The 14,508-nt window shown below is 54.5% G+C and carries 13 protein-coding genes and 1 riboswitch; of the genes, 8 read left to right on the top strand and 5 right to left on the bottom strand.

Going from position 1 to position 14,508, the window contains the following annotated elements; all coding sequences use genetic code 11:
- Positions 1 to 4 precede the first annotated feature (4 nt).
- From E8K88_RS13580 to E8K88_RS13570, 3 genes are read right to left on the bottom strand one after another with little or no spacing between them, the layout of a single operon-like run.
- Positions 5 to 982, bottom strand: a complete 978-nt coding sequence (locus E8K88_RS13580) for a Bug family tripartite tricarboxylate transporter substrate binding protein (RefSeq protein ID WP_136407225.1) — start codon at positions 980 to 982, stop codon at positions 5 to 7.
- A 57-nt stretch (positions 983 to 1,039) separates the two neighbouring features.
- A complete protein-coding gene (locus E8K88_RS13575) occupies positions 1,040 to 2,053 on the bottom strand; it encodes a hydroxymethylglutaryl-CoA lyase (RefSeq protein ID WP_136407224.1) in 1,014 nt (337 codons plus the stop codon).
- Positions 2,050 to 3,258: a CaiB/BaiF CoA transferase family protein gene (locus E8K88_RS13570; RefSeq protein WP_136407223.1), complete on the bottom strand. Its 1,209-nt coding sequence runs from the start codon at positions 3,256 to 3,258 to the stop codon at positions 2,050 to 2,052. Before E8K88_RS13570 ends, E8K88_RS13575 begins: the two co-directional genes overlap by 4 nt.
- A gap of 205 nt (positions 3,259 to 3,463) precedes the next feature.
- Between E8K88_RS13570 and E8K88_RS13565 the strand changes: the two genes are divergently transcribed.
- Positions 3,464 to 4,372, top strand: a complete 909-nt coding sequence (locus tag E8K88_RS13565) for a LysR family transcriptional regulator (RefSeq protein ID WP_136407222.1) — start codon at positions 3,464 to 3,466, stop codon at positions 4,370 to 4,372.
- A 169-nt stretch (positions 4,373 to 4,541) separates the two neighbouring features.
- Here E8K88_RS13565 and E8K88_RS13560 read toward each other — a convergent pair whose 3' ends face one another.
- Entirely contained in the window at positions 4,542 to 5,021 is a 480-nt protein-coding gene (locus tag E8K88_RS13560; protein WP_136407221.1) for a CYTH domain-containing protein, read from the bottom strand.
- 426 nt (positions 5,022 to 5,447) lie between these two features.
- Here E8K88_RS13560 and E8K88_RS13555 point away from each other — a divergent pair, with 426 nt between their 5' ends.
- Positions 5,448 to 6,029, top strand: coding sequence for a hypothetical protein (locus tag E8K88_RS13555; RefSeq protein ID WP_136407220.1), 582 nt, complete (start codon positions 5,448 to 5,450; stop codon positions 6,027 to 6,029).
- Between the two features lie 240 nt (positions 6,030 to 6,269).
- Here the strand turns inward: E8K88_RS13555 and E8K88_RS13550 are convergent, their stop codons facing one another.
- Positions 6,270 to 6,845: a hypothetical protein gene (locus E8K88_RS13550; RefSeq protein ID WP_136407219.1), complete on the bottom strand. Its 576-nt coding sequence runs from the start codon at positions 6,843 to 6,845 to the stop codon at positions 6,270 to 6,272.
- Between the two features lie 423 nt (positions 6,846 to 7,268).
- On the opposite strand from E8K88_RS13550, the gene E8K88_RS13545 reads away from it, so the two are divergent.
- The 6 genes from E8K88_RS13545 to E8K88_RS13520 all read left to right on the top strand — a co-directional run bounded on the left by E8K88_RS13545 (position 7,269) and on the right by E8K88_RS13520 (position 14,397).
- Complete coding sequence (locus E8K88_RS13545) at positions 7,269 to 8,108, top strand: MetQ/NlpA family ABC transporter substrate-binding protein (RefSeq protein ID WP_136407218.1); 840 nt, start codon at positions 7,269 to 7,271, stop codon at positions 8,106 to 8,108.
- 92 nt (positions 8,109 to 8,200) lie between these two features.
- Positions 8,201 to 8,335: riboswitch (TPP riboswitch) on the top strand.
- Positions 8,336 to 8,428: 93 nt separating this feature from the next.
- Positions 8,429 to 9,889, top strand: coding sequence for a sodium:solute symporter family transporter (locus tag E8K88_RS13540; RefSeq protein ID WP_136407217.1), 1,461 nt, complete (start codon positions 8,429 to 8,431; stop codon positions 9,887 to 9,889).
- Positions 9,890 to 10,280: 391 nt separating this feature from the next.
- Entirely contained in the window at positions 10,281 to 11,375 is a 1,095-nt protein-coding gene (locus E8K88_RS13535; RefSeq protein WP_136407216.1) for a CaiB/BaiF CoA transferase family protein, read from the top strand.
- Between the two features lie 348 nt (positions 11,376 to 11,723).
- Positions 11,724 to 12,683, top strand: a complete 960-nt coding sequence (gene nrdF, locus E8K88_RS13530) for a class 1b ribonucleoside-diphosphate reductase subunit beta (RefSeq protein ID WP_136407215.1) — start codon at positions 11,724 to 11,726, stop codon at positions 12,681 to 12,683.
- A gap of 234 nt (positions 12,684 to 12,917) precedes the next feature.
- The gene (locus E8K88_RS13525) at positions 12,918 to 13,295 is read left to right on the top strand and encodes a pyridoxamine 5'-phosphate oxidase family protein (RefSeq protein ID WP_205880092.1); all 378 of its coding nucleotides are present in this window, start codon (positions 12,918 to 12,920) and stop codon (positions 13,293 to 13,295) included.
- Between the two features lie 268 nt (positions 13,296 to 13,563).
- On the top strand, positions 13,564 to 14,397 hold the full coding sequence (locus tag E8K88_RS13520) for an aminoglycoside phosphotransferase family protein (RefSeq protein ID WP_136407213.1): 834 nt from the start codon (positions 13,564 to 13,566) through the stop codon (positions 14,395 to 14,397).
- Positions 14,398 to 14,508: the final 111 nt, after the last annotated feature.

The raw sequence follows: 14,508 nt of genomic DNA, 5'->3' as shown, positions 1-14,508 counted from the left end.
CGTTTTAATCAGCGCGGATGTTCGAGGTTTTGACCATCTCTCCCCAGCTGGCCCAGTCCTGCGCTACGCGTTTGCCAAAGTCGGCTGGGCCTTCAAAATAGGCCTCTGCGCCTTGCTCGGTCGCGCTTTTTCTAAAGCCTGGCTCCGCTGTGACCTTTTCAATTTCCGCCACCAGCTTGTTGACAACGGCCTCTGGCGTTCCTTTGGGCGCAAACACGCCAAACCATGAGGTGGCATTCACGCCTGGATAACCGGCTTCTGCCGTGGTGGGCACGTCAGGGAAAGCGGCCAGGCGGTTGGTGCCGGTCACGGCCAGCACTTTCAGGCGGCCGGCTTGCACATGGGGCACGAATGGTGGCGCAGTGCCAAAGGTCAAATCGACCTGGCTGCCGAGCAAATCCTGCAACGCCGGCGCAGTGCCGCGGTAGGGAACGTGGGCCATTTCGATATGGGCTTGCTGCTCCAGCTGTACACCGGTGACGTGCTGCAGCGAGCCATTGCCTGACGAGGCGTAGTTCAACTTGCCGGGGTTTTCTTTGGCGTAAGCAACCAGCTCGGCCAAGGTATTCACTGGCAAATCGCCACGCACGACGATGATTTGCGGTGCGGACAGCACATTGGCCACTGGCACCAAATCGTCTTGCTGCCATTGCTGGGTGCTGACCACATGGGGGGAGATGACGTGAAAGCCTGAATACTGCATCAGCAGGGTGTAGCCGTCCGCTGCTGCGCGTTTGACCTGGGTTGCCGCAATTGCACCGTTGCCACCGGCTTTGTTGTCGACCACGACAGTCTGGCCCAAGGCCGTGCCCAGCGGCTGCGACAGCATGCGGCCAGCGAGGTCGGTGGTGCCGCCAGCTGAGGCGGGTACAACCATGGTGATGGCTTTATTGGGGTAATCGGCCTGTGCAAACGTGCTGGTGGCAGTCAGCGCGATGGCGGTGAATGCGGCGCCTAGTAGCAAGGTGCGTGTGTGGGACATAGGGGGTCTCCTGATGCTTAGGTATTGGGGTGAATGTTTGCGGGCGGCAGGACTTGCTCAGCGGGCCAACGCGCGCTGGCGAATCTCTTCCAGATTGGCTGGCGCTGGGTGGGTCTTCCAGCGCGGGCCGGCTTTGACCAGTTGGCTGGGCAATTCATGGCCAATCAAACCGGGCAGGCGCTCGGCCGCTGTGAGCAAGGCTTGCAGGTCAATGCCGGTGCTGTAGCCCATCAATTGCAGTGCGTGCACCACTTCTTCAGTGCTGATATTGCCGCTCGCACCCGGTGCGTAAGGGCAGCCGCCCAAGCCGCCGAGGGCCGAATCAAAATGGCGCACACCGGCATCGAGGCCAGCCAAAATATTCGCCAGACCCATACCCCGCGTGTTGTGAAAGTGCAGCGTGCATTCAACCTCGGGCCAACGCTTGATAAAGCTGCTGGCCGCTTCATGCACTTGGGCGGGGTGGGCCATGCCAGTGGTATCGCATAGGCTAATGCCTTGCACGCCCAACGCAATAAAGCGCTCGGCCCAGTGCAGGGTTTGTGCAAGCGGCACATCACCCTCCATCGGGCAGCCAAAGCTGCAGGACAGCGACACATTGATCGGCACGCTGCTGCCGACTTGCTGCACGATCTGGGCCAGCGCAGCAAAGGACTGCTCTTGCAGCATGCGCAAATTGGCCAGGTTGTGGGTTTGCGTGACCGACATGACCAGATTCAGCTCATCGGCACCGGCCTCCAGCGCCCGCTCGGCCCCTTTGAGGTTGGGCACCAGCGCGCTGTAAGTGCAGTCTGGCAGCTTGTCGATGCCTTGGAACACCTCGCTGGCATCGGCCAGAGACGGAATCGCCTTGGGCGAGACAAAGGCGCTGACTTCAATCTTCTTCAGGCCCGCTGCACTCAGTGCGTTAACGAGGGCGATCTTGTCGGCAGTTGGCACCACGACGGGCTCGATCTGCAAACCATCGCGCGGGCCAACTTCCTGGATATGCACCTGGCGCTGCGCGCCTTGCCAGACCTGGCTGGCACCGGCGGAGTCAATGGCTTTGGGGTTCAAGACTGGGGCGTTCATTGCACGATTCCCTTGGCTTTGAGGGCGGCCACTTGCTCTTCGCTCAAGCCGATGTCGCGCAGTACCTGCTCGGTGTCATCGCCCAGATGGGGCGCGCTGGAGCGGATCGAACCCGGCGTGGCCGAGAGCTTGGGCACAATGCCGGGCACGGTCAGCGTGTAGCCATCGCGGGTGGTTTGCTCCAGCAACATGCCGCGCGTCTGGTAATGCGGGTCTTCGACAATGTCTTTGGCGGTATACACCTTGCCAGCGGGCACGCGCGCTGCGCTGAGCGTTTGCAAGACATCGGCCACGCCGCGCGCAGCTGTCCACTGGCCAATCGCGGCATCGATTTCAGCGACGCGGGCCACGCGGCCGCTGTTATTGCCCAGCGCCGGGTCTTGCGCCAGATCATCGCGCTCAATCGCTTGCATCAGACGTTTGAAAATACTGTCGCCATTGCCTGCCACCAAGACCCAGCCATCGGTACACGGGTAGGCGTTGGAAGGGGCAATGCCCGGCAAGGCACTGCCAGCGGCTTCGCGCACGGCGCCAAACACGCTGTACTCGGGCACCAGGCTTTCCATGCAGTTAAAGACCGCCTCGCTCAAGGCCACATCGATCACCTGGCCGGGGCCGCCGTTGACTTTGTGGTGGTAGAGCGCGAGCAAGACGCCTATCGTGCCGTGCAAGGCGGCCAGCGTATCGCCAATTGACACGCCACAACGCACCGGCACGCGGCCAGGCTCGCCAGTGAGCTGGCGCAAGCCGCCCATGGATTCGCCAATCACGCCAAAGCCGGGCAGGTCGCGGTAAGGGCCGGTCTGGCCGTAGCCAGATATGCGCAGCATCACCAGTTTGGGGTTCAACTCCAGCAATTGCTCGGGCGCCATGTCCCAACCTTCCAGGGTGCCGGGGCGGAAGTTTTCGATCAGCACATCGGCTTCGGCAATCAGCTGGCGGGCAATCGCCTGGCCTTCGGGCTCGCGCAAATCCAGCGCGAGCGAGCGCTTATTGCGTGACTGCACTTGCCACCAGACCGAGGTGCCATCCTTCATCATGCGCCAGTTGCGCAGCGGATCGCCGGTTTCTGGCGGCTCAATCTTGATGATGTCGGCGCCAAAATCGCCGAGGGTTTTGCCACAAAACGGGCCAGCGATGAGTTGCCCCATTTCGACGACGCGCAGGCCTTGCAGCACACTGCCTTGGGCTAAATTGGGAAGCATGGTGATGCGGCTCCTAAAGACATGGGCGCTGCTGCACCACCAGCGCAGCAGCTTTGAAAATGAAGCGCGCATCATCGCCCCCTAAGATAGAAATCAAAAGCGCTGATGTATCATCGTGCCATCGCATTTCAGCATGGCAATGCCATTTATTAGGGATATTACTTATGAAAATCGCACAAAATCATGCATACCAACGCATTTTGAGATGAAGATCGACCCGATTTCCTTGCGCCTGTTTGTTGCCGCAATGGAAGAAAAAACCATCGCCGGAGCCGCTGAGAAGCAGTACATTGCCGCCTCAGCGGCCAGCCGCCGCCTGGCCGAGCTGGAGCAACAACTGCAAGTGAGCCTGTTTGAGCGCAGCAACAAAGGCATGACGCCCACGCCCGCGGCCTACGCGCTGCTCAGCTCAGCGCGCACGGTCTTGAACGATTTGGACAGCATTGGCGCGCAAATGCAGTCGTACCGCAGCGGCTCGCTGGGGCAGGTGCGCATTGCTGCGAATATCTCGGCGATCACGCAGTTCTTGCCGCATGACCTCAAAAGCTTTCTGACCCTGCACCCCGGCGTGCAGGTGGAGCTGGATGAAAAAATCAGCTCGCAGGTCGCGCAATCGGTGCGCTCCAATCAGGCCGATGTGGGCATTCTGAATGCCGGCCAATACGGCGATGGGCTGCAATTCTTCCCGTACCGGCAAGATGAATTGGTCATGGTCGCGCCGCAAGACCATCCGTTGAGCGCCCAAGCCAGCGTGCGCATGCAGCAGGCACTGGCCCACGATTTTGTCGGCGCGCACTTGGGCAGCGCCATCAACCACCTGATCCATTTGGCAGCGGCCCAGCACAGCTTGCCGCTGCACATGCGCATCCACGTCACCAGCTTTGATGCGATGTGCCTGATGGTGTCCGCAGGCTTGGGCGTGGGCATCTTGCCCGATGGCGCGGCACGCCTGTACGTGGGCGCACTGGGCTTGCGCACCCTGGCATTGGACGAGCCCTGGGCCAAACGGCAATTGGTACTGGCCGTGCGCGAGGGCGCTTCGCGCTCACGCGCGACGGATTTGCTGATGCGGCATTTGTTGGGGCCGATGAGTCCCGAGTCGCAACAAGCATGACGAACGGAAAACGCAGCGCTTAACCAAGCACTCCATCACGGCGCGTGTAACAGGGCTTGAGGTTTTTCGCGATGCGCAGCACTGATGCACTCGCTCATTACAAGCGCATGTCACTCAACAACCGAAAGTACAGCCTCAAGTGCTGTGCTTGCCGAAATCAATTCCAGCGTTATTCAGCTAGCGCTGCTTTATTCCAATGCACAAAGGGCTGGGTAGACAGGTTGGCGTTGTAGTAACGCGCATCGTGCGTGACTTCTTCGCCCAGCCAATCGGGTTTGTCAAACACCTCGTCTTCGTTGGCCAGCTCAATCTCAGCCACGACCAAACCTTGGTTGTCGCCCAAAAAGGCATCGACCTCCCAGGTCTTGCCTGCATGCACGTATCGGTGGCGATATTTGTCGATCACCCCAGCGCCGCAGAGCGCTAACAAAGATTGGGCATCGGCCACTGGAATCGGGTATTCAAACTCCTGCCGCGTCGCACCTTGGGTGATGCCCTTGATCGTCAAAAACGCCTGCTCCCCCGCAATGCGCACGCGTACTGTGCGCGAAGGCTCATGGCATAAATACCCTTGCGAAAGCCGCTCGGCCGGGGCGTTGCGCCAGCCTTCGCCGGTGACTAGGAATTTGCGTTCGATTTCGAGTGCCATGGGTGCGTGCTCTTTTACTTTAACAATCGGTTTGGGATGTGGCCCGATCGTAGCGCGTTTCAGTGTTTGAGTTCGCATGTGAGCGTAGAAAATCGCTTATTCGGAAAAATATTTGATGCGGCTTAGGTGTCAGCCAACTGTATATATTGTTGAAGCTTGTGGGCGATATAAAGATTGAACCGTTTGACGCTTGTTTTGGTTGGAATAATTCGTTTCACTAATGAGAAGGGTTCGGGTGTGTTAAGAATGCATTTGTTAAATAATGATATTGAATGCTTGATTTAATTGACAGGAAAGTGGTTGGGTATTAGATTGCACAAAGTTTTGGTGAGTATTGTTTTACGATTTATCAGTGGGTGATCTATTTTTTAATTGAATGTGTTGATTGCTGCTGGTTATTAAGCTGGTTGGATATGGAGGAAAAGTATGATTAAGAAAGCGTTGTTTGTATGTCTGCTGTCTGGATTTACGAGTTACTCGTATTCAAGCCCATGTTCTCCTCCAGTCTTTGAAGGCATTGATAGTCTTCAGGAATTGGTTAAGCCATCAGTTGAATTTACTGTTCAAGAGTTCACCAGTGTGCGACTAATGCGAATTGCCTCTTTGAATTTGCCAAGTCCTTTTTTGGATGTAATCTATTCGGATGGCTTAGGGTTCAGAACTCCTTCGAAAGATCTCTCTGTTAATATTAATTATCAAGGATTTGATGAGATTTCGGAATTTGATGCTAAAGGTATTGCGCCGTACGAATTTTATGAAAAAATGTTTGAATCTCCTTCGGGGGAAGCGCAATGCATGTATCTAGAGGTTTTTGATGTGAATAGGCAAGATTACCGTGTTTCCGCATCAGTGGGGAATGGAAAGGTATTTGCTTTTGGCTCTAAGGATTTGCATAGAATTTATATCTTAAATAAAAATAATCAAAATAAAGTGGCGGCGATTGTTTTGAAGACGTTTAATGTCCGATATGTTTTTGAAATTCTAAAAAGTTTAAAATTTATGGAGTGATTTATGGATGGTGTAACTGATAAAGAGGCGGCGCAGATGCGTGATGTGCTTAAGCAATTTTTCGATGATGATTTCGTCAATAACTTAAATGTAACCCCGGTCACCTATGCAATTGCAAATGAGCTGTTTGATGCTACTGAAAGCTGCACAACAGCTGTCAGCAAACTGCCATTGCCTTCTTCATACTTTAATCCTCAAATGTTCTTGTCGGCGTATGCGCGGGATCTGCTTATAAGAAAATTACAAAGCAGAAAAGGTCGCCGTTTTATGGGGATGTGCATGACTATGCAGAAAAGCAAATGGAGAAGTGCTTTGGTGATTGCTTCTAATGATGCGAATTAAATTATTGATTTTTTGAAGTTCGAAGCATGAAGTGCTATTCAAGGTAGGTTGAGGGTAAAGGCGCAGAAGCTGTTCTGCTTTGCGATTGTTTAATTCAGTTTCACATGCAAGTTGCCTTACATCGAGTGCGTTCCCAATTGCACTGCCTCCAAGCAAGTATGCCAAGTCGCATTGGTCTTTTTTGAATTTTTTATATGATTCATTGGCTAAGTTAAGTTGTTGTGTGGACTTGTTGATATGAGAGGCATCTTGCTCCCATTTTGCAAGCATTGCTTGCATTTCCATTTCGGCTTGTCGTAATGCTTGCTCGCTAATTGTTTGTTTTTCTTCTAAGCAAGCTCTTATGCCTGCTTTGTCATAAGAACACATTTCTCGGATTTCAAATTCTGTTTGAAGTGATGTGTTTTCTTGTGAGTAAGAAATGCTTGATGGAATTAAAGAAATTGCATAAATAGAATGTTTTATTTTTGACATTTAAATAGTGTTGTATGCAGGTCAAAGGTGGGAATTTAGTGCTTGCATTTATTTCGAAGTGTTCTCTGTCATCTTAAAACTTCGGTAGTGTTGCTCTGCAAATGCTGCAGTCTTTATCAGGGCTATGGCTGAGCTACTCTTATCTCTGCCACTGGTGAAGCGGAGAGAAAAGCACAGTATTCAATGTTCCAAACACCTTCCATAAGCCTGCCGCAGTTGTGGATGAAGCCCAAGCCCCTTTTGGCAAACCTACAGACTCACTACAATGGCGCCGTTTCAGATCGCCTGCTTCTGGTGTAGCAGGGCGGTCTTAGGCGCAAAGCGCCGCTGCAGCCAATGACACTGAGAATTTGTTTAAGCCAGTCTGCGCGCATTGTTAGTACAACATTTTTTGAGACATTTCTCATTTCGAGAGGACAACACATGCGTGTGACACAGTGGGCAAAATGGGCGGCCGTGGCTTTGGGCAGTTGCGTGCTGGCGTTGGGGGTGCAGGCTCAAACGCCAACGCCAACGCAAGCGCCTAGCAAGCCTTTGAAGTTGGGCGTTATTCCAGTGGCGGCCAATGCGGCTACCGAGTTGGCGATACAAGAAGCCAAAGCCCAGGGCTTGGATGTTGAACTGATCGAATTCAGTGATTGGGTTGTGCCCAACTCCGCTGTGGCCGATGGCGCGGTGGATTTCAACTTCTTCCAGCATGAGCCGTTCATGCAGCAGTTCAACCGCAACAAGGGCGCTGAGCTGATGGCGATTGACTATGGTTATTCAACCACGATGGGCATTTACTCGAAGAAACTGAAAAAAGGCGAGGCCATTCCTGACAAGGCCAAAGTCGCCATCCCCTCAGATCCGGTCAACACCGCCCGCGCGCTGCTGCTGTTGCAAACCGCCGGTTTGATCCAGCTCAAGCCCGGCGTGACCACGGAGGCGACCTTGGACGATATCGTCAGCAATCCCAAGCAAATGGACATCATTCAAATCGATGGCGCGCATTCGGCACGCTCGTTTGACGATGTGACCGCCTCCGTGACCTACGCCACCTTTGCCAAGCAAGCCGGCATTGCCGAAACCGATGGTTTGCTGTTTGACAACACCGATCCAGCAAACATCCGTCGCTACGCGATTCGCTTTGTTACCACGCCAGCGCGTGCCAAGGACGCGCGGATTTTGAAATTCATCGACATCTACCAAAACAGCCCGCAAGTGCAGCAAAACCTCAAAGCCAATTACGGCGAATTGATTGACTTTGCTTGGCAGAAATGAGCAGTTAGCGCGCGCTGTGGCCAGTAGGTGCCTGGCCAATTGCTCTCTATAATGCTTGGCCAAAGCGTTGCATAACATGGTGCGGCGCTTGCCAACGTTCCTAGGGGTGTCCTGGCCCATGCTTGACATGGGCGCAGGGCTGAGAAAACAGCCAGCAAAACTGTAGGCTACGACCCTTAGAACCTGATCCGGATCATGCCGGCGAAGGGAAGGAATGAGCGCCCCAGCTTGCATTGCCCATGCGCACCGATTTCCTCGGCGCGAGGCAACAGAGCCACGGCCTACACCTTTCCCGTTTTTTCAATTGTGGAGATGGGTGTATGGCTTCGATAGCCCCTTTGAGTTTTCAGGCCGGTTTACTCTGGCTCGTGCTGTTTGCTGCATTGTTCGCATTGGCGGGCATGGCCTACGCGCGGCGCCAGCGCGACAATTTAGAGCAATTCATTGTCGCGCGTGGCAGCCAAGGCTCGATTGCCACGACCGCCACCTTGATGGCTTCGGCGCTGGGTGCATGGATCTTGTTTTCACCCCCGCAAGCGGCCACCTGGGGCGGCATTGCTGCCGTGGTTGGCTACGCGCTAGGTTCGATGTCGCCCAGACTGGCGATGATGCCCTTGGGCCAGCGCATGCGCGAGCTGATTCCGCAAGGCCATTCGCTCAATGAATTTGTGATTGCCCGCTACGGCAAAGTCACGTATTTGCTGACCTTGGTGGTCATGCTGTTTTATATGTTCATTGCCATGACTGCCGAGATCACCGCCATGGCGCTGCTGATCACATTGGTTGCTCCCGTGCCGCTGTGGCTGACGGCTGCCATTGTCATGGGCTTTACGCTGCTCTATACCGCATACGGCGGCCTGCGCGCCTCAATCTTTACCGACAAGGTGCAAATTGTCTTGATCGTTCCCGTGCTGCTGTGCCTGATGGCGGTCGGTTGGTGGGTTACCGGTGGTGTCGCGCCGGTGGTCGAGCGCCTTTCGCAAACCGCGCCGCAATTGCTGGACTGGAGCAGTGCGACGGGTATCAAAGCCGGCGTGACCTTTTTTGTGGCCATTTTGCTCACTGAAATCTTTCACCAAGGCAATTGGCAGCGCGTTTATTCGGCCCGCAACACCCGCGATATGCGCCGTGGCTTCTTGCTCGGCGGTGTGCTGGTCGGGCCGTTTATTCTGGCGATGGGCATGTTCGGCCTGGCTTTCATGGCATTCACACCGCAGGGCGACAGCTCAGTGGCCTTGTTCAATTTGATCATGCCCAGCTTGCCGCTGTGGTTGGTGGTCGCCTTGATTCCGCTGGGCCTGGCCTTGGTGATGAGCAGTGCCGACACGGTCATCAGCGCGGTATCGAGCATTGTCGCAGTCGATGTGGGGCGCTTGTACCCGCAGGTCTCCACTGCGCAGTTGATGCGCTTGTCCAAGTGGTTGATATTGCTGCTGGCCATTCCCGTCATGGTGGTGGCCGCGCAAGGCTATAGCGTCTTGTACCTGTTCTTGCTGGCCGATTTGCTGTGCGCTGCTGCTGCTTTTCCAGTGTTCTTTGGCATGTACAACCGCCGCCACGATGGGTTTGATGCAGCGCTTTCGATGGTCTGCGGCTTAACCGCCGGTTTGTGGATGTTCCCGCTGCCGGGCGAGCCCATGACCACCTTGCTCGAAGCCTTTTTGCTGGCCGCTCTGGTGCCTGTGGCCGTTGTGGGCCTGCTGCAACTGGTACGCAAACAACGCCAATTGTTTGACTGGAGCGCCTTGGCGCGCAGCATTCGGCGCATGGACCATCTGTAATTCAATGGTTTAAAACCGGCCCTAAGCGCCATTGCTTAGGGCCGGTTTTTAATGGTTTGGACAGACTGACAAAAATCGCCCTCAGCGACGACTGCGCACAGGCGTGTTCATCACGACAATCGCGCCATGGCCACTGGCTCTAGGGCAACTCTGCAAACAACTCGTTGCTGGGGAAGCGGTATCGAGCTGGACGGCAAGGCCTCTTATGTGGGCCATGAGAGCATAGGCCAGACCAGTTGCAGCTGCGCGCTGCACCGTTTGGCTTTGTGCCTTGCGTGACTGCCAAAACACCGCAAACCCGCTCTAATCACCGCATCGCGCAAGTCTTTGGCAACAAAGGTTTTGCAAATACAAGCGAGTGGCAATGGGCCAATCACATCAAGGAATGCGCATGGCAGGACCATTGCAAGGACTCAAGGTTGTTGAAATGATGGGCACAGGCCCAGTGGCATTTTGCGGCATGATGCTGGCCGATATGGGCGCTGAAGTGCTGCGTATTTGCCGGCCAGGCACACAACACCAAGCCACCGACGTGATGGGGCGTGGGCGCAGCAACCTGGAGCTGGACATGCGTGCCCCTGGCGCAGCCGAACAGGCCCAGGCCATCATCGCTGCAGCCGATGTGCTGATTGAAGGCTTCAGACCCGGCGTAATGGAGCGTCTGGGCCTCGCTCCCGAGCCTTGTATGGCCCGCAATCCGCGCTTGGTGTATGCGCGCATGTCTGGCTGGGGCCAAACCGGACCACTGTCCAAAGCTGCAGGCCACGACATCAACTTCATTGCCTTGTCAGGCGCATTGCACGGCATTGGCCGCTCAGGTGAGGCGCCCGTGCCGCCACTGAACCTGGTCGGCTTTGGTGGCGGCGCCATGGTGCTGGTGTTTGGCATCATGGCCGCGCTGTATGAGCGCAGCAGCTCCGGCAAAGGCCAAATGATTGATGCAGCGATTACCGATGGCACGGCCTTGCTTTCAGCGATGCCCTATGGAGCCAAAGCCGCAGGTACATTGAGCAATGAACGCGGTGAGAACGTACTCGATGGCGGCGCGCATTTTTATGACACCTATGCCTGCGCTGATGGCCGTTATGTCGCCGTGGGGGCGATTGAGCCGCAGTTCTACGCGCTGCTGCGCCAGCATTGCGGCATTGCGGATGACCCGGCATTCGACGACCAGTTGGACCGAGCGCGATGGCCTGAGCTGAAAGTGCGCTTGCAAGCCGTTTTTCGTACGAAAACACGCGATGAGTGGTGCAGCTTGCTAGAAGGCAGCGATGCCTGCTTTTCTCCGGTTTTGGATTGGGATGAGGCGCCGTTGCATCCACATAACCAGGCGCGAGGTACGTTTTATAGCGAGGGTGGGGTGGTGCAGCCCATGCCTGCGCCGAGGTTCAGTCGCACGGCTGCGGGGCGGCCTTTGGCTGTTGGGGCGGTGTCTGCCGAAAAGGTTTTGAGAGGGTGGGGCGTGGCGCAGCAGGTCGTTGGTTGAGTTGCGAGGGCGTTGCTGATGGGCTTGCGGTTCAATAGATTGAGTTTTAAGAGCTCAGCCATGAATCATCTTTGTCCCGCCGCTCATGAGAAGAAAGCCAGTGAGCGAATCTATACGTTGAGCGGCTGAGCAAGGGCGTGACTGACTGCCGCGCAATACCTTGCGTATGCACGAACCCTGCTGACTGGAATGCGACAGCCAGGAACGCCATTTCCGGCGCAAGCGCATAGCACCACGCAAGCTCAGTAGGCTCAATTGCCGGCGCAAGCAAATAAAGAGTATAGCAAATGCTATACTTTGGATGCATCCTTTTCTGCGTCGCACCCCGATGGACCATTCAAGCTAGCTATGTATAAAAATTTAACCCGTGCAGTCAACTGGAACAACATTGAAGATTCCATGGATTTAGAGATGTGGAACCGCGTGACCAGTAATTTTTGGTTGCCTGAGAAGGTTCCTCTTTCCAACGATATCCCGGCATGGGCTACGCTTTCTCAGCAGGAAAAAACGGCGACGATCCGTGTGTTCACTGGCCTGACCATGCTCGATACAGTGCAGGCCTCGATTGGGGCACCACGCATGATTGAAGATGCCGTTACCCAGCATGAAGAGGCTGTATTTGCCAACTTCACTTTTATGGAAGCGGTGCATGCACGCAGTTACAGCTCCATTTTCTCCACCCTGTGCAGCAGCCGTGAAATCGAAGAAGCATTTCGCTGGAGTGAAGAAAACGAGTTTTTGCAGCAAAAAGCAGCAATCATCAAAGCTGCGTATCAAGGTGATGACAGTTTGAAGGTCAAGATTCTTTCGGTTCTGATGGAGTCTTACCTTTTCTACAGCGGCTTCTTTTGCCCGTTTCGTTGGGCCAGCAAGGGCAAGCTCACCAATACAGCCGACTTGATTCGCTTGATCTTGCGCGATGAAGTGTGCCATGGCTACTACATTGGCTACAAATTCAAGCGCGCTTTTGCACAGCAATCGCCGGAACGTCAAAGTGAGTTGCACGCTTTTACCTTGCAGACGCTCAAGACTTTGATGGCCAATGAGTACCGCTATGCAGCCGATCTCTATGACCCGTTGGGCTGGACCGAGGACGTCAAACAATACATGCATTACAACGCCAACAAGGCTTTGATGAATCTGGGGTTTGAGGCGTTGTATCCCAAAGAGCTATGCCGTGTTCCGCCGGAAATTCTGGCTGCGCTTGATCCTAGTTCCAACGAAAACCACGATTTTTTCTCTGGCTCTGGATCGTCTTATGTGATTGGCAAAGCCGAAGTGACAGCCGATGACGACTGGGACTTCTAAGAACCTGTTCAAAGTCTCGACGCAGTCGCGCAAGGTACAAAAAAGGGCATGGCGCTGCCTCTTTTTTTGAGCACTGCGCGACTGTGAAAAGATCGTAAAAAAGTTCTAACGGTTATTTGCCCATGCTGATTGAATTCGTGGCTAAGCACATCATGGGCTGACTCGTTGGCAGTCAGACCAAGGTATCTCTTTCTATTGTGACAGGAACGCATTATGAACACCCTCAATGACACCATGAAGGCCATGCTGGCCAAACAACTCCCCATTCAGGCTACGGTAAGCAAGGATGGAGTTCCAGACATTGGCCCAAAGCGTTCATTGCGTGCATACGACGACCAAACCTTGATATACAACGAAAATACGGGAGGCCAGACTCTGCAAAATATTCGTGACGGTTCAAAAATGGCGATTGCCATCATTGATCGTGAGGCCTTGGATGGTTATCGTTTTATTGGGAAACCAGAGGTTTTTGGTGAAGGCTCACCTGCGTATGCCAATGCATTGGTTTTTGCTGAAAAAAACGGCATGAAACCGCCAAAGTTTGCCGTGCTGATTCATATCGAAAGCATTTACTCCTTGCGCTCAGGCGCAGACGCAGGCAAGAAGCTGTGACAGCTCACTTGTGTCGCAGCAAGAGGCAGTGGGGCAGGGGTAGCATGAATCGACCAAAAATCCTTGGTAGTTGCCAACTGACTCTGTTGCTGTCATCTACTTGTTGCTGCTGAAAAGCATAACAGGCAAAGAACTTGAAGGGCCGCTGCTTGGTGATGACCATTGACAATGGCCTTCAAAACCTCCACTTTGAGACGGCAATCTCCAATCGGGATCGGAAGCTAGAACTTTTCTTTTGCGCACACGAGCGTCTCTGAAAGTCAGGTGAATGTCCAACATCAACGCATTTGACGCTTATCTTCAGCGCTGGGGTGCACAGGCCGCTGGTGAGCCCTTTGTCACCTCTAGCAGTGACCTTCTACCTGTGAGCCTCACCGGAGAGTTGGAAGGCTTGCCGGCGATGATAAAAATCTCACGAGACCTTGACGAGCGCATCGGAGGGCAAGTGATGCAATGGTGGGATGGGGTTGGGGCGGCTCGTGTCTATGCTCGAGCCCCAGATTCAGGCGCGCTGCTGATAGAGCGTGCAACGGGTCCCAAGCATTTACTACGCATGGCTTTAGAGGGCGAGGATGATGCAGCGACTACCTGTATCTGCCACACCCTTGACCAGTTGCACTCAAACAGACCCTCAACGCCACCTGAAGATTTGCTGCCACTGGCGGTTTTTTTCAGGTCACTGGCTCCTATGGCCCACAGAGAGGGGGGCCTGATGGCCGAATGCGCCAAGCAAGCCGATGCGCTGTTGCGTGATCAGCGGGAGCAGGTCGTTCTGCATGGCGATGCACACCATAGCAATATCCTCGATTTTGTTCAGCGAGGATGGCTGGCGATAGATCCCAAGCGCGTCACCGGCGAGCGCTATTACGACTACGTTAATGTGCTATGCAACCCTGACCTGAAAACCTGTGCCGACCCAGTGCGCTTTGAGAGGCAGTTGGCGATAGTGGTGCGTATTGCGGGCCTAGAGCGTCAGCGTTTGCTCAGATGGGTGATGGCCCATTCCGGTTTGTCTGCTGCCTGGTTTCTGGAGGATGGATTGCGCAGCGAGGCCAATGCCGAGTTGGCCGTTGCGAAGCTTGCTCAACAGGGGTTAGCCTGATGACTTCATTACAGCGCCTAAGAAGTGTTGCAGGCAGCTTTTCAATTGATCAATTGATGTGCCGCAATCGCTGCCTGAGATTGAATCGACCAGTATTTACTAGACAGTTTT

The sequence above is a fragment of the Lampropedia aestuarii genome, from assembly GCF_004803635.1.
Taxonomy (GTDB): domain Bacteria; phylum Pseudomonadota; class Gammaproteobacteria; order Burkholderiales; family Burkholderiaceae_C; genus Lampropedia; species Lampropedia aestuarii.
Note: the sequence above shows the minus strand (reverse complement) of the source record. Positions and strands in the feature narration are given on the sequence as shown.